The following is an 18,268-nucleotide window of genomic DNA, read 5'->3' on the forward strand; positions in this document are numbered from 1 at the left end:
GCCGCCATGGTCGCGGCCAGCGCGGCGGCGAGCAGTGCGAAGCGCACCGCCCGCAACCGGGTCCGGATCGAGATGCTCATGTCGTTCTCCTTGGGATGCAAGGCGTCCACGCCCGGATCCGAAAGTTTCGGGAGGTTCCGGAAATATCGTGACCGCACGAACAGGTTACCGATAAACATCGATGCCTGTAAATGCCTTCAGGCCTCCGGCGCCATTCCGAAAGTTCCAGAGCGTCACACCACCGCGCTACAGTCCACCCATGACCGTCATCGACGCCCAAGGCCGACCCGAACCTCCCGCCGACGGCGACGAGGCCGCCACCCTCATCGGCTTCCTCGACTTCCAGCGCGCCACCCTCGCCTGGAAGACCGCCGGCCTCGACGCCGCCGCACTCGACACCACCGTCGCCGCCTCCACCTTGACCCTCGGCAGCCTCCTCAAGCACATGGCCTACGTGGAGACCGCCTGGTTCTCCCGCTCCCTCTTCGGACGCCCCATGGGCGAACCCTGGGACTCCGTCGACTGGAATGCCGACCGCGACTGGGACTGGCACTCCGCCACCGCCGACACCCCCGAGGACCTGCACGCCCTCTGGCAGTCCAGCATCGAGCGCGCCCGGGCCCTCACCGCCGAGGCGCTGGCGGACGGCGGCCTGGGCCGGCTCGCGCACCGGACCTGGCCGGACGGGCGGAGCCCGTCGCTGCGGTGGATCCTCTGCCACATGATCGAGGAGTACGCCCGCCACAACGGCCACGCCGACCTCATCCGCGAGGCGATCGACGGCGAGACCGGCGAATAGGCCAATCCCACTGGAACGGTCTGCAATGGAGGTAGAAGGCCCTGCCGCTCATGCGCGCTGAACGCCTGCCGCGCAGGGACTTCAAACGGCGACCCGGTTGCGCTACGCTGCGGGAGCGTCACCCCTTGGCGTGCATCGCCAACGCAGAGAGGACCTTCCATGCGCCGGACCACCGCACGATTGCGTCTTGTCAACGCCCTCACCGCTCCCGCAGCGCGGGCGCGCCACGATCCGTACCGGTTCTTCGACCGCCTCCTGGACTCCCAGCGCTCCGCGAACGCGGGCGTGGCCCTGTCCGAGGAGGACGAGTCGGAGCTGCAGCTGCTGCGCCGCTTCCTCGGGTTCATCGCGGACGTCCCGTCCTTGAGCGGCGTCGGCTGGCTCTCGGTGCAGGACATGGTGAAGACCCGCATCCGCAACCGCTTCCTGGTGCGGCGCCTGCAGGCCGAGCATCCGGAGGTGCGCGAGGAGCGGATCGAGGCGCCGGTGTTCGTGATCGGCCTGCCCCGCACGGCGACCACGCTGACCCACAAGATCCTGGCGAACGCGCCGGGCGGGCGCGGGCCGTACATGTGGGAGATGGACAACATCGGACTGGCGCGGCCGGAGGAGGAGGTCGCGAAGCTGCGCCGGCAGACGCAGAAGCGGCTCGACCAGATCCTCATGCTGAGCCCGTCGTGGTCGCGGATCCACCCGGTGCGCGCGGACTGGGTGGAGGAGATCTACTTCCTGCTCAACCAGAGCCGGCTGCACAACACGATGGCGCCCATGCCGGCGTACGTCGACTTCCTGCGCTCCTACGACGCGCGGCCGGACTACCGGTTCGTGCGCGATGTGCTGCAGATCCTCCAGTTCCGGCGCGCGACGCCGCGGTGGATGCTGAAGCACCCGGACTGCCTGGGGGAGACCGCGGCGATCCACCACGTGTTCCCGGACGCGAAGTTCGTGTGGACGCACCGGGACCCGCACACGGTCATGGGCTCGATGTGCTCGATGGCGGAATCCCTGGGGTACCTGCACAACCACCCGAAGGCGGTGGACCCGAAGCGGATCGGGGAGGTGTGGCTGCAGATCCTCCCGGAGATGGTGGAGCGGGCGCGGCGCGAGCGCATCCAGATGCCGCGCGAGTCCACCGTGGACGTCGCCTACCACGCGATGATGGCGGACCCGTTCAAGTACGTGCCGGAGCTGTTCGACAAGCTCGACCTGAAGTGGACGGACACTGACGCGCAGAACCTGGAGGACGCGCTGAACCGCCCGCGGGACCAGCGCGGCCACGAGTACTCGATGGTGCACTACGGGCTCGACCCGGCGATGGTGGACGACGCGTTCGGGGACTACGGGCTGTTCGTGGACAACCTGACGGCGAGCATCCGCTGACCGGTCAGCCGGTGTAGTCGAGGCCGGTGAGGGCGACCCCGCGGAACGCGGCGAGCTTCTCGGCCTCGCCTTCGATCGCCTTGCGCTCGGTCGCCTCGAGGTCGCGCCAGGGCTCGACGGTGACGGTGAACTTCTTGCCGGACTTGCGGGGGCGCCACACGCCGGCGATCCCGCCGTCGACGAGGACGGCGCCGGGCCTGCCGAGGACGGGCCACAGGGCCTTGACCTTGGCGGGGTCGGCGACGAGCGTGGACCGGTCGCGGGCCTGGAGGTAGAGGTCGTAGGGGCCGAGCAGCCGGGTCGTCCCTGAGGCGTCGGCTCCTCGGAGCGCGTCGAGGTCGGCTTCGAGCATCCACCGGGTCTCGCCTGCGGCGCCGTCGTCGACCGTGACTTCGACGGCGTCGGCGGGCCAGTGGGCCTTGACCTCGCGGACGGGCGCGTCCACGTACTCGGCGACCTGCTTGTGAGTGGCGGGCCCGAGGAGGTGCAGGTAGGCGCGGACGGGGTCGAAGCGGTCCTCGTAGGCGCCGGCCACCGCGAAGCCCGGCATGGGCTGCAGCACCGGCGGGGAGGTGTCGGGGACGAGTTCGAGCCCGGCGCGGACCGCGGAGAGGCGGAAGGGCATCTCGTAGAGGTGCACGGCGTCGCAGGAGCGGCAGTACCGCTGGTAGGGCTCGGGCATCGCCTCGTGCAGGCGGGTCGACATCTCGCCTTTGACCATGGGCTCCTTCACGATCGTGCGCATCTGCCCGGCGACGGCATCGAGCGCGTCGAGGACGGGGATGCCGGCGTCCTTGAGGGGCTTGGAGGCGTCGAAGATCCGCTTCGCGGCGTCGGCCTCCGACCAGGGGGCGACGGCGGCGGCGACCTGCGGGGCGTCGGCGCGCCGGTAGCAGTGCGGTGCGCCGCGCAGGGTCCACAGCCATACGAGGTCGTCGTGGTGCTCGGCGGCGGCGCCGAGCCCGGCGGTCTTGACGCCGCGCAGTTCAAGGGCCCAGAGCGCGCCGTCGGCTCCGGTGTCCTGCACACCGAGGTCGAGGGCGGCCGTGTCGGCCACGGTCCCGCTCTCGCGGTCGAGCTGCTGTGCCTGGACGCGGTAGCGCTGCACCTGCTGGCGTTCGATCATGCCTCCACGCTATCCCCGGGGACCGACACGCGGGGTCCGATCGGTGCCGCGAAACACTCCGGATGCCGCGATGAATCCGCGCGGCCGGTCTCGTCTACACGTGCAAGAGCCCGATACTCCCCCTGAAAGAGGCCCGTCATGTCGACGTACGACCGCACCGCAGACGAAACCGTTCTCGCCACCACCGCCGACGAAGGCCCCGGCAAAGCCCTCGACATCACCACCTGGGTGCTCCAGATCCTTCTGGGCGCGTTCATGATCGTCGCCTCGGGCACGCCGAAGCTGTTCGGCGTCGAGGCCGCCGCCGAGGGCTTCGACCTCATCGGCTGGGGCGACTGGTTCATGTACCTGGTCGGCGCCTTGGAGATCGCCGGCGGCATCGGCCTGCTCATCCCGCGCGTCGCCGGCCTGGCCGCGATCGGCCTGGGCCTGCTCATGATCGGCGCGGCGATCTTCAACGCAGCGATCCTCGACTACCCCGTCATCACCCCGCTGATCCTGCTCGTCCTGTTCGCGGGCGTCGCGTGGGTCCGGCGCCAGCAGACGCAGCGGTTCTTCAAGCACGGCTTCAAGTCCGTGCGGTGAACCCGCGCAGCACGGGCCGGCGGCACGCCCGCCGGCCCTCGCGCTGCGAAACGGTCGCAAGTGAGTCCGAACGGGCACTGAGTGCGTGCCGGACCCCGGCCCGATGCGGTGTCTGCTAGAAACCTCACATGGCTGAGAAAACCGGATTGCCCCTGCGCAGAAGTCTTGCGAACACCCCGCCGCTCGCCGCCGGCATCCTCTTCGGCATCGGTCTGGCGGTCGCCACCGCCGCCGTCTGGGCCGTCCAGGAACTCGGCACCGTCATCACCGCCCTCATCGTCGCCGCGTTCCTCGCGGTCGGCCTCGAACGCATCATCAGCGGCATGACCAAGCGCGGCATGCCCCGCTGGCTCGCGATGACCATTCTCTTCCTCGGCTTGGCCATCGTCTTCTGCGGCGGCATCGCCGCGATCATCCCCGCGATCGTCCGCGAATCCGCCGAGTTCGTCGACAGGGCCCCCGGCTACTACGAGACCCTCATGAACAGCCGGCTCGTCGACAGCTTCGGCGGCAAGGACGGCCTGCTCCAACGCGCCGAAGGCGCACTCACCCCCGCGAACATGACCAAAGCCCTCGGCGGCGTCGCGGGCGGCGTCGCCTCCTTCTTCGGCGGTCTGGTGTGGACGGTCACCACGATCCTGCTGACCATCTTCATCCTCTCCGCCTACGTGCAGCTTCGCAAAGGCATGATCCGACTCGTCGCCGCCTCCCAGCGCGAGCAGACCGATCGCATCGTCGAGGGCATCCTCCGCCAGATCGGCGCCTACCTCATCGGCGCGCTCGCCATCGGGGCGCTCGCGGGCATCTCGTCCTGGATCTTCATGGCCATCGTGGACATTCCCTACGGCGCGCTGCTGGCCCTCCTGGTCGCACTGCTCGACCTCATCCCGCAGATCGGCGCGACCATCGGCGCCGTCGTCGTCACCCTCGTCGCGCTCACCGTCTCGCCCATGACGGCCGTCGCCTCCGCGATCTTCTTCCTCGCCTACCAGCAGCTCGAGAACTGGGTCATCTACCCGACGGTCATGCGCAGCGCGGTGAAGGTGTCGAACCTCGCGGCGATCGTCGCCGTGCTCGTCGGCGGCACCCTCTTCGGCGTCGTCGGCATCGTGCTCTCGGTCCCGATCTACGCCGCGATCCGCTTGATCGGCAAGGAGCTCGTGCTCCCGCGCCTCGACAAATCCTGACCTGAACCGAACGCGACGAGGCCGGGGGCGCATACCCGCACGCGCCCCCGGCCTCGTCTTCGCGTCCAGGATAGGTCGCCCCTGCAACTCCGGCGGGTTGACCTCCGCGAACGCTGAGCGCCGGCTGGCGAGATCAAGTCGCGGAGGCGGCCCTGGCGGTGGCGACGCTGAAGCGCCTTGCTCTGCAGGCAGGGCTCATCCGCTTGGGGACTCGGACCCGGTGGGGCTACAGTCGACGCGAGAGCCCTTGGGGGACAAGGACTCCACCTCGACGGAAGGACACCCCGATGGGAGACGGCGACACCACCACCATCTACGAGCGGATCGGCGGCGACGGCACCCTTCGCGGGACCGTTGACGCGTTCTACGGCTCAGTGCTCCAAGACCCGGTCCTGCAGCCGCTGTTCGGCGCCGGCGCTGCGCACCACGTCGATCACCTCACGGCATTCCTCGCGGAAGTCTTCGGCGGCCCGGCGCGGTACACCGATGAGCTCGGCGGCTTCGACACGCTCCTCACGGCCCACCGCGGACTCGCCATCACCGACGAGCAGCGCGCCCGCTTCATCGAGCTCTTCGACCGCGCGGTCACCGAGCACGGTCCGGTCGACGACGCGCTCCGGAGCTCGCTCCACGACTACATCGTGTTCGGCACCGAAGTGGCCCAAGTGAACTCCCACGCCAAAGGCGAGGACGACCTGCACCCGTGCCAGGAAGTGCCGCACTGGCCGTAACGGATGGGCCGCGCTGCGAGGACCGCCTGCTGCACCGGCTGCGCAGCACTGCCCGACCTGCCAAGCATCGTGGCACGGCCCGATGCGCCGGACGTTGCTCTCCATAGCGGAGGGATCGGAGCCTTCGGAGGGCGTTGAGGGCGTTGACGGGGTACCACGTGCGGCGGGGCCTCGGGCGCGTAGGGCATGCCCCTTCCCACCCGCATCCGCCTCCGACCAACCGAAAAGGACCACACTCTCACACGGGTCCGACACCTGATTGTTTCCGCAGGTCAGCGCGCAGAATATGCGGTCAGCCGGTGGCGAGTTTGGCGGCGAAGGCGATCATCACCGCGCCGACGAGGCCGTTGCCGGCTGCGGCGAGGCGCCTGCGGCGGCGGAAGGTCTGGGCGAGGCCGTCGCCGGCGACTATGAGGGTCGAGAGGTAGACCATCGAGCAGACCTGGAGGATCACGAAGAGCACGCCGTAGCTGAGCACCGGGTACGCATAGGCCGGGTCGACGAACTGCACGAAGAACGCGACGAAGAAGAGGATCGCCTTCGGGTTCAAGAGGCTCGCGATCAGCGCCCGCACGAACGGCCGCTCGTTCACCGCACCGGCGTCCAGGGTCTTCGCCTCCAGCGGGTCGCCCCGCCGCGCCGCACGCCAAGTCTTCCAACCGCCGCGCAGGAGGCCGAACGCCAGGAACGCCAAGTACGCGACGCCCGCCCAGCGGACCAGGTTGTACAGCACCGGCGAAGCCGCGAACATCGAGGCGAGACCCGCCGCCGAGGCCACCATCAGCACCGAGTCGCCGAGGAACACGCCCGCCGCGGCCTGGAAACCGGCCCGCCGCCCCTTCCGCGAGGCCACCGAGAGCACGTACAGCGAGTTCGGGCCCGGCAGCAAGATGATGAGCACAGTGGCGACGACATAGGTCCACAGGTCGACGGTGCCGAACACGGGCGGTTCCTCTCAGAGGCCGAGCAGTCGAGCGGGAAGGGAGGCGCGCCGCAGCGTGCGCTGCGAAACCTGGCCAGTCTATGGCCGCCGCAACCACGGCGGCAACCGTGATCTCCGGCGCCGGCGCTGACCCGCGCGGGACGCGGCGGTCGCCCCGCTTGGACACCGATCTTCCCCCGTGCGGCATGTGACATATCACCGGTCACATGGCACTGCCTCGGGTTCAAGCGCCGCGGTCCCTCGTGCGGCCATGCCATTCCATCGGACGCAAGGCACCGCTCCGGGCCTGAGCACCGCTGGTCCGGTCTGCGGCATGTGACATATCACCGGTCACATGGCACCGCCTCGGGTTCAAGCGCCGCCGGTTCGGCGCTGGCGCACCATGCCGCGGAACAGCTCCTTCGGGCTCGGCGCGGGCGGCAGCGGCTCCGACCCGCTCTCCGAGAACGCCCGCAGCATCTGGCCCACCAGCCGCTTCGACGCCGCCGCACCCGCGTCGCCGGCCGTCCCCAGCACGCCCGCGTTGGCCATCAACAGGATCGGCAGATCCTCGGGGGAGAAGTCCTCACGCAGGCGCCCCTCCTGCTTCGCCCTGCCGATCAGCTGGGTGAACGCCTCGAACGCCTCCTGGCGCTGGCGTTCGAGCGCCTTCGCCGTGCCGTAGTTCATGGTCAGGACCTCCGCGAACCCGCGGTTGGCCGCCTGCAGCGCGCACACCGCCTGGACGTACTCCCGGAACCCGTCCCAGGCGCACTCCGCGTCGCGGGCGGCGACCGCCGCGTCCCGGTTGCGCTGCATGGCGTCCTCGAAGACCGCGGTGATCAGGTCCATGCGGGTGGGGAACCGGCGGAAGAGCGTCGCGATGCCCACGCCGGCCGCGCGGGCGATGCCCGCCATCGACGCGCCGAGCCCCTCGCGCCGGTACACCTTCCGAGCCGCCTCGACGATCCGGTCGCGGTTCTGCTCGGCGTCACTGCGAAGCCGCCGGGCGCGCTTGCACATCCCGCTCTCAGAGCTCGGTTCCATGAGCACATCCTAACCAAGTGGAATGCCCTATCCGCTTATACTGCTAGACTGGGCGCCGCTTAACGGATAGGCCGCTCCACTTATGGGACGGTGCTCGAACCCACTCATCGCTCAAGGAGATCGCCCCCATGAACGTGCTCCTCTGGATCCTCCAAATCATGCTCGCCGCCGCATTCCTCCTCGCCGGCACCATGAAGGCGACCCAGCCGAAAGACAAGCTCGCCCCGAAGATGGCCTGGGTGAACGACTTCTCCACCGGAACGGTCAAGCTCGTCGGCATCACCCAGCTCGCCGCCGCGCTCGGCCTCGTCCTGCCCGCACTCACCGGCATCGCGGTGATCCTCACCCCGCTCGCCGCGGTCGGCCTGGGCCTGATCATGGTCCTCGCCGCGATCTACCACCTGCGCAAACGCGAGTACTCCAGCATCCCGGTCAACGTCGTCATCCTGGTCCTCGCCGGGATCGTCGCCTGGGGCCGGTTCGGGCCGTACGCCTTCTAGCGGGCCCGATCTGACGCGCTCACGCTGCGGCGCCCGCCCGCAGGCGCCGCAGCATCCTCGCGTCCGCGAAGCCGACCGCCCGGGCCGCCGCGTCGACCGTGGCGCCCTGACCGATCAGGTGCTCCGCCCGCTCGAGCCGCAGCAGCGACTGGTACCGCAGCGGCGTCAGGCCCGTCGCCTCCGTGAACTGCCGCGTGAGCGTCCGCTGCGAGACCCCCGTCGCAGACGCCAGTTCGGGCAGCGGCAATGCCTTCGTGAAGTGGGCGTCGATGCGGTCCTGGACGCGGTGCACCGCGTCCGAGAGGTGCGAGCGGTGGCGCAGCATCGCGCTCGCCTGCGGTTCGTCCCCGTTGCGGCGTGCGAAGACCACCATCTCCCGCGCCACCCGCGCGGCGACCGCAGGGCCGTGGCGCACCGCCACGAGATGCAATGCGAGGTCGATGCCGCTCGCGATGCCCGCCGAGGTGATCACGCGGTCGTCCTCGGTATATAGGACGTCACGTATTACTGACGCTTCAGGGAAACGCCGCGCCAGCTCCTCCTGCAGGTCGTGGTGCGTCGTGCACCGCCGCCCGTCGAGCAGGCCCGACTGCCCGAGCGCGAACGCGCCCGAGCAGACGCTCGCGACCGTGCCGCCGAGGCGGTGGTGGTCGTACAGGTTCCGGGCCTGCGAGGCCGAGAGCCGCGGGCCGCCGGCGGTCCCGGGGGATCGCCAGCCCGGCACCATGACCAGATCGTCGGCCCCGAGCTTCGGCCATGCGGTCTCGGCCTTCACCGCGAGCCCCTGAGCCGTTGGCACTTCGGGGTCGTCGGCGACGTACCGCAGCCGGTAGCAGGCCGAGCCGCGCGACGAGGGCAGCACGTCGGCGGCGGTCGAGAAGACCTGCGCCGCGCCCGCCAGATCGAGCAGGTGCAGTTTCGGCACCAGCAGGAAGACCACCTCGGACACCGCGCCCCCTCAGCGTTCAGTCGCGACCGGAAGCACGATCCTGCCACTCGCGCACCAGCGCGTCCACTCCCGTCACCGTCGCGAACCGCCCCGACAGCGCGTACTCGGTCCGCTCGATGATCGCGTCGGTCCCCAGCGTGCGCGGGTCGGCGAGGAGCTCCTCCAGGCTCTGGTCCTGCGGGGCGTCCCGGTGCGGGATCGGGTTGGTCGCGGTCGCGTCGGTGACGAACACGGTCTCGTAGCCGAGGTCGGAGGCGACCCGCGCGTTCGTCTCGCAGCACTGCTCGGTGCGGATGCCGGTCACCACGACCTCGCCGACGCCGTGCTGGGTGAGGATCTGCTGCGCGTTCGTGGTGGTGAAGGCGTTGTGCGAGGTCTTGAACAGTTCCGGTTCGCCCGCAAGGGGTTTGATCCCGGGCAGATATTCGACGAACCCTCTCGCGGGGTCGAACACGTTGCCGGTGCCCGGTTCGACATGACGGATCCACACCACCAGGTCGCCGTTGTCGCGGGCAGTCTCGACGAGCGGATTGATCTTGTCGACGATGCCGGGGTTCGAGATCGCGGCCCAGACGGGGCGCTGGCGGAAGGATTCCTGGACGTCGATGACGAAGAGTGCGGTTCTCATGCGGTCAATCGTCGTTTCCCGGAAGCCTTGCGGCCAGGCACGATCGCGCCGCACAGCGGACCGATCCGGTCAACTCCGAAGGCCTGGAAGCGACCGTGCCGCCCGACCCTCCGCGGCCCGGTCTTGACCCGGACGGGCCGCGGAGGATCAGACGGCACGGCGTCTTCGGGGGGTCCTTACAGAGTGCCCAACGTCCGCAACCCCGGCAGCGCCCGGCCGTCGAAGTCGAACAGGGCCTGGTTCTCCCAGCCGTTCCCGCTGGCCGGGTCGGCCGGGTCCCACCCGGCGCCGGCGACGCCCGTCCAGGTGGCCTCCCACCAGAACAGGCCCTTGCCGAGTCCGTTCGGCACGGCCTTGACCACGTCGGCGATCGCCTCGATCCAGTACGACTGGTTCTCGGGGCTGGAGGGGAAGCCCGGCACCGGCTCGGGGTCGGTCATGATGTTCGCGAACCCGTCCGAGTCGCCCGTGGTGAACGGGTACGCCGTCTCGACCAGGTACAGCGGCTTGCCGTACCGGCCCGCGAGGTCGTTCAGGTTCGCGGCCAGCCCGGAGAGCTCGCCGTGCCAGTACGGGTAGAACGACGCGCCGATCGCGTGGAACGGTACGCCGTTCGCGACGGCGTTGTCGAAGAACCACTGGAACGCGCCGCTGTTGCCGCCCTCGGCCAGGTGCAGGATCGTCCGCGCCTTGGGGAGGACGTCGGCGACCGCGTCGCAGCCGGCCGTCAGGAGCCCGGCCATCTGTTCGAGCCGGTCCCAGCGGCCGTCGGGCCAGATGAGCCCGCCGTTGGTCTCGTTGCCGATCTGCACGAGTCCGGGTTCGACGCCGGCCCGCTTGAGCGCGCCGAGCACGTCCGCGGTGTGCTCGTACACCGCGGTCTTCAGCTCGGTGAAGCCGAGATCGCCCCAGGCCGCGGGTTTGTACTGCTTGCCCGGGTCGGCCCACGTGTCCGAGTAGTGGAAGTCGACCAGGAGGTCCATCCCGGCCCGCTTGGCGCGCCGGCCGAGTTCGACGACCTGGGTCTTGGTGTTGTAGCCGTCGGCGGGGTCGACCCACACCTTGGCGCGGATGCAGTTGACGCCGTTCTCGGCGAGGATCTTGACGGCGTCGCCGCGGCGGCCGTCGGCGCGGCGGTAGACCGCGCCGTAGTCCTCGTTCTTGATCAGGCCCGAGATGTCGGCGCCGCGCACGAAGCGGGGCTTGCCGGGACGCTCGGTCTGGGCTGCCGCGGCGGTGGTCGCACCGGCGGCGGCGACGCCGACGGCGGCCGCACCGGCGGCGGTGAGCGCGGTTCTGCGTTTCATGGCTTTCCTATCGAGGAGTAGGGGGCGGGCCGGTCCTCTCGCACGGAGACCGGCCCGGGGTCTAGAGGGTGCCGAGCGTCTTGAGCGCCGGGGTGGCCTTCCACGCGAAGTCGAACAGCGCCTGGTTCTCCCAGCCGTTCTTGCTGTTCGGGTCGTACGGGTCCCAGCCGTTGCCGGTGACGGCGGTCCAGGTGGCCTCCCACCAGAACACGCCCGCGCCGCGGCCGTTCGGCACGGCCTTGACGACGTTCGCGATCGCCCTCAGCATGTCGGACTGGCCCGTGTAGCTGGCCGGGTATCCGGAGACGGGGGTCGCGGCGCTGATGATGTTGCCGAAGCCGTCGCGGTCGCCGGGGTTGAACGGGTACGCGGTCTCGACCACGTACACGGGTTTGCCGTAGCGCGAGGCCATGTCGTTGAGGTTCGACTGGAGGCCCGAGAGCGAGCCGTGCCAGTAGGGGTAGTACGAGGCGCCGATGGCGTCCCAGGTGACGCCGCGGGCCTTCATGGCGTCGAAGAACCAGCGGAACACCGAGTTGTTGCCGCCTTCGGCGAGGTGCAGCATGACCTTCGCGGCGGGGACCGTGGCGCGGACGGCGCCGGCGCCCGAGATGAGGAACTGCGCGAGGTTGTCGAGCTGGTCGTAGCGGCCGGTGGGCCACAGCATCCCGGCGTTGAGCTCGTTGCCGACCTGGACCATCTGCGGGGCCGCGCCTGCGGCGCTCATGGCCCCGAGGACGTCGGCGGTGTGGTTGTAGATCGCGGTCTTCAGCTGCGCCACACTGTAGTTCGCCCAGGCCGCGGGTTTGGTCTGCGCGCCCGGGTCGGCCCAGGTGTCGGTGTAGTGGAAGTCGACGAGGACGTTCATGCCGGCCGCGCGGGCGCGCTTGGCGACGTTGACGACGTGGGTCTTGTTGTTGTAGCCGTCGGCGGGGTTGACCCAGACCTTCAGGCGGATCCAGTTGACGCCGCTCTTCTGGAGGATCCAGATCGCGTCCTCCTTCCAGCCGTCGGCCCACATGTACACGCCGCCTTTGGCTTCGGACTTGGCGAGGCTGGAGATGTCGGCGCCGCGCGCGAACGCGGTCTGGGCGCCTGCGGACTCGGCGGTGCCGAGCGCCAGGGCGGGCGCGGCGAGTGCCGCGGCCGCGGTGGTGAGTGCGGTTCTTCGCTTCATTGCGAACCGTCCTTACGGGTTGCGCTTCAAGAGGTGGTGCAGTCTGGGGCCGCGAGGGTTCAGCTCCCCGCGTGCGCGAGGACGACGACCGCCCCGGCGGGGACCGGGACGCCGTCTGCGTAGCCGGCGCCGGTGAGGGCGTCGGTGCCCCGGAGGTCCGGGACGTGCTGGTCCTGACCGGTGTGGTTGATCAGGAAACTGAGGGGGCCGCGGCGGACCGCTTCGAGCCCGTCCGGGAGGCCTTGCGGCCGTGCGACACCCGCGCCGTCGAGCACTCGGGCGAGGAGGTCGCGCAGGCCGGTGGCGTCGTCGAGCGCAGTCGCGGCGTACCAGGCGGTGCCGGAGCCGACGCGGTGCCGCGTCACGGCGGGCCGGCCCGTGTCGGGGCCTTCCTCGAACGCCGCCACCGCTTCGGCGCCGTCGAGGCGCACGTGCTCGGACCAGATGCGCCCGCTCGCGCCCGAGGTGAGGGCGAGCCGGGTGCCCTCGTGCAGCGGGTGGTACTCCTCGACCCAGAGGCCGAGCGTCTCGCGCAGCACGGAGGCGTGCGCGCCGGGGTGCACGGTGTCGTGCTCGTCGACGACCCCGGAGAAGTAGGAGACGAGCAGGTGGCCGCCGTCCTCGACGTAGCCGCGCAGGTTCTTGGCGGCGGCGTCGGTGAGCAGGTAGGAGGACGGGGCGATCACGGCCTTGTAGCGGCCGAGGTCGCTTTCGGGGTGCGCGAAGTCGACGGTGACGTGCTGCTTCCACAGCGACCCGTAGTACGCCTCGATGCGCTCGCGGTACTCCAGGTCCACCGAGGGGCGCCATTCGAGTTCGAGGGCCCACCAGGACTCCCAGTCCCACAGGACCGCGACCTCGGCGTGCACCTCGGAGCCGACCACAGCGGAGAGTCTCTTCAGGTCGTCGCCGAGGGCGACGACGTCGCGCCACACCTGGGTGTCGGTGCCGCCGTGGGGGAGCATCGCGGAGTGGAACTTCTCGGAGCCGGCGCGGGAGGCCCGCCACTGGAAGTACATGAGGCCGTCGGCGCCGCGCGCGACGTGCGCGAGGGAGTTGCGGCGCATCTCGCCGGGGGTCTTGGCGATGTTGCGCGGCTGCCAGTTCACGGCCGAGGTCGAGTGCTCCATGACCATCCACGGTCCGCCGGCGACGGCGCGGGTGAGGTCGGCGCTCATGGCGAGCTCGATCTCGTGCTCTTCGCGCTCGGCGATGAGGTAGTGGTTGTTGGAGACGACGTCCACGTGCTCGGCCCAGCGGAAGTAGTCCATGTCCTTGCAGTTGGGCACCATGAAGTTCGTGGTCGCGGGGGCCTGGGAGTGGCGGGCGATGACGTCGCGCTGGAGCCGGTAGTTGGCCAGGTGCGCGTCGTTCGAGAAGCGCATCCAGTCCAGTTGCAGGGCGGGGTTGACGCCGGGCGGGGCGATCGCGGGGGCCTCGACCTGGTCGAAGTCGCGGTAGGTCAGGCCCCAGAAGGCGGTGCCCCAGGCCTCGTTGAGCGCGTCCGTGTCGCCGTACTCGGCGGCGAGCCAGCGGCGGAAGTGCGCGGCGGACTCGTCGCAGTAGCACTGGACGTTGGCCCAGCCGTACTCGTTGTGCAGGTGCCACATCTGGACGGCGGGGTGCTCGCCGTAGCGGGCGGCGAGCTGTTCCACGATGGACTCGCACGCGTCGGTGTAGACCGGGTGGGAGGGGCATACGCCGTGGCGCGAGCCGGAGGCCATGGTGCGGCCCTCGAAGTCGACCAGGCGGATCTCGGGGTGGGCGCGGCGCAGCCACGAGGGCGGGTTGGACGTGGGGGTGCCGAGGTCGACGCCGATGCCGCCGTCGTGCAGCAGCCCGATGACCTTGTCGAGGCCGGTCCAGTCGTACTCGCCGGGGGCGGGCTCGATGATCCCCCAGTTGAAGATCCCGAGGCTGACGAGGTTCACCCCCGCTTCGCGCATGAGGCGGACGTCCTCGTGCCAGACCTCCTCGGGCCACTGTTCGGGGTTGTAGTCGCCTCCGTAGCGAATGGTCTGCACCGTGTCTCCTGTGAGGTTCCTTGCATCAATGCCTGTGAACGTGCACAGTACTCGACGCCCGGTGATCACGCAACCTGAGGATCTGTCGTGCGCCGTTTCAAAATTGTGATCGTTTCATGAAGAATCTTTGTTCTAAAAACCGACATTAGGCGCAAAACTTGGTTGCTAACTGCGATCCGAGTCGCTAGATTCGTGTAAACGTTCACAGCCCGGTGGCGCGATTCATACGCCCAGCGCCGACCAGGCCACCACTCACCGAGACAAGGACTTGACATGCGCAGCAAAGGTGCTCACGCGGGACCCTCCCTCAACCGCCGCAACCTCCTCGCACTCGGCGGCGGCGTCGCCGCGGCCGGGACCCTCGCCGCCTGCGGCGGGCCCGAGGAAGACGAGAACGCCCAGAGCGGCGGCCTCGAGTGGGACGCCGACGCCCAGCAGTACGTGATGGAGGAGGACATCGCCTCCGGCAAGGCCGCCCTCAAGGTCTGGTTCGAGCAGGACTACGTGGCCGAGGCGATCATCGCCGCCTTCACCGAGCAGTTCAAGGGCGTCAAGGTCGAGTACGAGCTCGTGCCCCAGAACGACGCCGTCGAGAAGATGACCACCGCCGGCGAGGCCGGGCAGGGCGCCGACGTCTACATGTCCTTCTACGACCAGCTCGCCCGCGCCATCGACCAGGGCGTGGCCGCCCCCCTCGGCGAGTACGAGACCGTGCTCAAGGGCCGCATGAGCGAGACCTTCACCGGCGTCGTCTCCGGCGGCGACGACGGCACCATGCACGCCGTCCCCGTCACCACCGAGTCGATCGCGCTGTTCTACAACAAGACCCTCCTCAAGGAGCTCACCGGCTCCGACGCCCCGGCCGCCACCTGGGAGGACATCAAGGCACTCGCCGCCGAGTACAACGACCCCTCCAAGAACCAGTGGACCGTCCAGTTCACCCCCGGCGAGATCTACCACGCCTACTCGATCCTCTCGGCCGTCGGCTGGCAGCTCTACCCCGACCTCGACCCCGCGAAGCCGAACTTCGACGACCCGGCGCTCATCGCGGCCCTCGACTACTACGCGGGCCTGCGCGAGGTCTTCGACGTCCCCGCCGCCGACGCCACCGAGGAGAACATCCGCCAGGAGTTCGCCGCCGGCAAGACCCCGTACGCGATCAACGGCCCCTGGGCCTTCGCCGACTCCGACACCGGCGCCGAGGCCAACGGCTTCGAGTACGGCGTCACCGTGCTCCCGAGCGTCGCCGGCGGCCAGCCCGCCAGCTCCTTCGCCGGCATGCACACCGCCGTCGTCTCCGGCTACACCAAGTACCCGGCCGCCGCCCGCGTCTTCGCCGCCTTCCTGGCCTCGGACGCCGGCGCCGCCGCCCTCTACGCCGCCACCGGCCAGATCCCGGCCCTCAACGCCGACCTCCTCGCCGGCATCGAAGGCCTCGCCGACGACCCGCACGTCGCCGGCATCGTCGAGCAGTCCGCCCAGGCCGACCTCATCCCGCAGGTCCCCGAGTACTTCTGGGAGGTCGGCAACACCCTCGCCGTCGACGTCTGGGACTCCCTGAGCTCCGCCGCCGACGCCCAGACCAAGGCCGTCGACACTTACGACGAGCTGCACGGACTGTAGGGCCAAGCCACCGATGAGCAACGCTCCGTGCAGCAGGCTCCCCGCACTGGTGCCAGGCCTCGCCTCGGCACTGGTGTGGGGGGCCGGCCAGCTCCTCAACCGCCAGGCGGGCAAAGCCGCCTTCTACTTCGCGTTCTTCGCAGGCCTGGTCGGCTGGGAGATCGCCTCCGGCAACTACTACGCCGGAATGGACTTCACGGCCCGCGGCAACGGCGGGTTCTTCGTCAAGGGCCTCTGGGGCCTGTTCACCCTCGGCACCCAGTCCCGGCAGATGACCCTCACCGGGCTCTCCGACGGCGACAACTCCATCACCCTCCTGGCCAGCGGCCTCATCGCGCTGCTCGTCCTCGCCCTCCTGGCCGTCATCTGGATCTGGGGCATCCGCGACGCCGCCGCCTACCGCACCGCGCTCAACACCGGCGGCGCCCGCGAATCCTCCGCGGCCTACTACCGGCGCCTGTGGGACAGCGCGTTCGCGTACATCATGCTCTCGCCGGGCCTCGTGCTCGTCGTGTTCATGTCCGTCCTGCCGGTCCTGTTCGTCATCCTCGTCGCCTTCACGAACTACAACCGCGACCACCTGCCCCCCAAGAACCTCGTCGAATGGGTCGGCTTCGAGAACTTCGGCGCGATCCTCTCGGGCTCGGCCTGGACCGACACGTTCCTCGGCGTCCTGGCCTGGACCTTCGTGTTCGCGCTCGTCACGACCGTCGCCTCCTACGCGCTCGGCTTCTTCCAGGCCGTGCTCCTGGCGAACAAGAAGGTCAAGGCCCCGCGCGTGTGGCGGTCGATCTTCCTGCTGCCATGGGCGGTCCCCGCGATCGTCTCCGCCCTGGTGTTCCGCTCCATGTTCAACGGCCAGTTCGGGCCCATCAGCCAGTGGCTCATGGACGTCGGCCTCACCGACGACCGCATCTACTGGTTCACCGACGCCTCGAACCCCAACCTCGCCCGCGCTGTGGTGCTCCTCATCAACCTGTGGCTCACCTTCCCGTTCTTCATGGCCCTCGTCGGCGGCGTGCTCACCAACATCGACGCCAGCTACTACGAGGCCGCCCGCATGGACGGCGCCAGCTCCTTCCAGCAGCTGCGCCACATCACCCTGCCGGTGGTCCACAAGACCGTCGCGCCCCTGCTCATCCTCTCGTTCGTGTCCAGCTTCAACAACTTCGGCGTGGTGTACTTCCTCACCGAAGGCGGCCCCGAGAACGCCGACTACCGGTTCGCCGGCAGCACCGACCTCCTCGTCACCTGGCTGTTCAAGCTCACCTTCGAGACCCAGCTCTACAACATCGGCGCCGTGATGAGCCTCTTCATCTTCCTCATCGTCGGCACGATCTCCGTGTGGAACCTCAACCGCTCCAAGGCGATTCGGGAGCTCTGACCATGACCGCCAAGATTGCCGAACGCCCCGCGCCCAGCGGGACCGCCACACCGCCGCGCCGCCGCAGGCGCCCCCGCGGGGAGGGCCTCTCCACGGTCCTCATCCACCTCGAACTCGTCCTCGTCGCCGCCGTGGTCATCTTCCCGCTCCTGTGGGTCGTCGGCGCCTCCCTCAGCCCCGGCGACGGACTCGGCGAGGTCTCGCCGTTCCCCTCCGAGGCGACCATCGCCCACTACCTGAACCTCTTCACCGAGACCGACTACGGCCGCTGGTACCTCAACTCGCTCTACGTCGCCGTCCTCAACATGGCCGGCTCGGTCGTGCTCGCCGCCGTCTGCGGGTACGTGTTCTCCCGCGTCAAGTTCAAGGGCCGCAAAGCCGGGCTCCTGAGCATCCTCATCCTGCAGATGTTCCCGGCCTTCCTGGCCGCCATCGCCGTGTACATGCTCTTCCTGAACTTCGGCCTGCTCGACTCCCTCACCGGCCTCGCCCTCGTGAGCATCGCCGGCGCGCTCCCGTACAACATCTGGCTCATGAAGGGCTACACCGACAACCTGCCCGCGAGCCTCGATGAGGCCGCCGCGATCGACGGGGCCGGACGCCTCACGATCTTCGCGAAGATCATCCTGCCGCTCATGCGGCCCATGCTCACCTTCGTGGCGATCACGCAGTTCACGCTGCCGTGGATGGACTTCATCCTGCCCCGGCTCGTCCTGCAAAGCGCGGACAAGCAGACCGTCGCCCTCGGCCTGTTCAACATGATCAGCTCCGAGTACGCCAACTCGTACACCACGTTCGCCGCCGGCGCCGTCGTGCTCGCCCTTCCCATCACGATCCTCTACATCGTCCTCCAGCGCTACCTGGTCACCGGCGCCAGCGCCGGCGCCGAGAAGGGATAG

At 69.5% G+C, this 18,268-nt stretch carries 17 protein-coding genes; 9 read left to right on the forward strand and 8 right to left on the reverse strand.

What is annotated here, in order from left to right; translation table 11 throughout:
• Positions 1-259 precede the first annotated feature (259 nt).
• Both QWI33_RS23180 and QWI33_RS23185 read left to right on the forward strand, forming a co-directional pair.
• Positions 260-799: a DinB family protein gene (locus QWI33_RS23180; protein ID WP_289959312.1), complete on the forward strand. Its 540-nt coding sequence runs from the start codon at positions 260-262 to the stop codon at positions 797-799.
• 159 nt (positions 800-958) lie between these two features.
• Positions 959-2,179, forward strand: a complete 1,221-nt coding sequence (locus QWI33_RS23185) for a sulfotransferase family protein (RefSeq protein ID WP_289959313.1) — start codon at positions 959-961, stop codon at positions 2,177-2,179.
• 4 nt (positions 2,180-2,183) lie between these two features.
• Here QWI33_RS23185 and QWI33_RS23190 read toward each other — a convergent pair whose 3' ends face one another.
• Complete coding sequence (locus QWI33_RS23190) at positions 2,184-3,305, reverse strand: DNA glycosylase AlkZ-like family protein (RefSeq protein ID WP_289959314.1); 1,122 nt, start codon at positions 3,303-3,305, stop codon at positions 2,184-2,186.
• Positions 3,306-3,443: 138 nt separating this feature from the next.
• On the opposite strand from QWI33_RS23190, the gene QWI33_RS23195 reads away from it, so the two are divergent.
• From QWI33_RS23195 to QWI33_RS23205, 3 genes are all read left to right on the forward strand, one after another.
• The gene (locus QWI33_RS23195) at positions 3,444-3,890 is read left to right on the forward strand and encodes a DoxX family protein (RefSeq protein WP_289959315.1); all 447 of its coding nucleotides are present in this window, start codon (positions 3,444-3,446) and stop codon (positions 3,888-3,890) included.
• 128 nt (positions 3,891-4,018) lie between these two features.
• A complete protein-coding gene (locus tag QWI33_RS23200) occupies positions 4,019-5,077 on the forward strand; it encodes an AI-2E family transporter (protein ID WP_289959317.1) in 1,059 nt (352 codons plus the stop codon).
• A 287-nt stretch (positions 5,078-5,364) separates the two neighbouring features.
• The gene (locus tag QWI33_RS23205) at positions 5,365-5,808 is read left to right on the forward strand and encodes a group II truncated hemoglobin (RefSeq protein WP_289959318.1); all 444 of its coding nucleotides are present in this window, start codon (positions 5,365-5,367) and stop codon (positions 5,806-5,808) included.
• Between the two features lie 292 nt (positions 5,809-6,100).
• Here the strand turns inward: QWI33_RS23205 and leuE are convergent, their stop codons facing one another.
• Positions 6,101-6,751: a leucine efflux protein LeuE gene (gene leuE / locus QWI33_RS23210; protein WP_289959319.1), complete on the reverse strand. Its 651-nt coding sequence runs from the start codon at positions 6,749-6,751 to the stop codon at positions 6,101-6,103.
• A gap of 351 nt (positions 6,752-7,102) precedes the next feature.
• A complete protein-coding gene (locus tag QWI33_RS23215; protein ID WP_289959320.1) occupies positions 7,103-7,777 on the reverse strand; it encodes a TetR/AcrR family transcriptional regulator in 675 nt (224 codons plus the stop codon).
• 128 nt (positions 7,778-7,905) lie between these two features.
• On the opposite strand from QWI33_RS23215, the gene QWI33_RS23220 reads away from it, so the two are divergent.
• The gene (locus QWI33_RS23220; RefSeq protein ID WP_289959322.1) at positions 7,906-8,277 is read left to right on the forward strand and encodes a DoxX family protein; all 372 of its coding nucleotides are present in this window, start codon (positions 7,906-7,908) and stop codon (positions 8,275-8,277) included.
• A 19-nt stretch (positions 8,278-8,296) separates the two neighbouring features.
• On the opposite strand, the gene QWI33_RS23225 is transcribed toward QWI33_RS23220, so the two are convergent.
• The 5 genes from QWI33_RS23225 to QWI33_RS23245 form a co-directional block, all read right to left on the reverse strand.
• The gene (locus tag QWI33_RS23225; RefSeq protein WP_289959323.1) at positions 8,297-9,226 is read right to left on the reverse strand and encodes a GlxA family transcriptional regulator; all 930 of its coding nucleotides are present in this window, start codon (positions 9,224-9,226) and stop codon (positions 8,297-8,299) included.
• Positions 9,227-9,242: 16 nt separating this feature from the next.
• Positions 9,243-9,854 (reverse strand): cysteine hydrolase family protein, encoded by a 612-nt coding sequence (locus QWI33_RS23230; protein ID WP_289959324.1) that lies wholly within the window; start codon positions 9,852-9,854, stop codon positions 9,243-9,245.
• A gap of 176 nt (positions 9,855-10,030) precedes the next feature.
• Positions 10,031-11,161, reverse strand: coding sequence for a glycoside hydrolase family 53 protein (locus QWI33_RS23235; RefSeq protein ID WP_289959325.1), 1,131 nt, complete (start codon positions 11,159-11,161; stop codon positions 10,031-10,033).
• 61 nt (positions 11,162-11,222) lie between these two features.
• Positions 11,223-12,338, reverse strand: coding sequence for a glycoside hydrolase family 53 protein (locus QWI33_RS23240; protein WP_289959327.1), 1,116 nt, complete (start codon positions 12,336-12,338; stop codon positions 11,223-11,225).
• A gap of 59 nt (positions 12,339-12,397) precedes the next feature.
• Entirely contained in the window at positions 12,398-14,362 is a 1,965-nt protein-coding gene (locus QWI33_RS23245) for a beta-galactosidase (protein WP_289959328.1), read from the reverse strand.
• Positions 14,363-14,635: 273 nt separating this feature from the next.
• On the opposite strand from QWI33_RS23245, the gene QWI33_RS23250 reads away from it, so the two are divergent.
• Genes QWI33_RS23250 through QWI33_RS23260 form a run of 3 tightly spaced genes read left to right on the forward strand, consistent with a single transcriptional unit; the run spans position 14,636 to position 18,268 of the window.
• Complete coding sequence (locus QWI33_RS23250; RefSeq protein WP_289959329.1) at positions 14,636-15,985, forward strand: extracellular solute-binding protein; 1,350 nt, start codon at positions 14,636-14,638, stop codon at positions 15,983-15,985.
• A gap of 13 nt (positions 15,986-15,998) precedes the next feature.
• Positions 15,999-17,369, forward strand: coding sequence for a carbohydrate ABC transporter permease (locus QWI33_RS23255; RefSeq protein ID WP_289959331.1), 1,371 nt, complete (start codon positions 15,999-16,001; stop codon positions 17,367-17,369).
• A 2-nt stretch (positions 17,370-17,371) separates the two neighbouring features.
• Complete coding sequence (locus QWI33_RS23260) at positions 17,372-18,268, forward strand: sugar ABC transporter permease (RefSeq protein ID WP_289959332.1); 897 nt, start codon at positions 17,372-17,374, stop codon at positions 18,266-18,268.

It is taken from the genome of Glycomyces tritici (genome assembly GCF_030403505.1).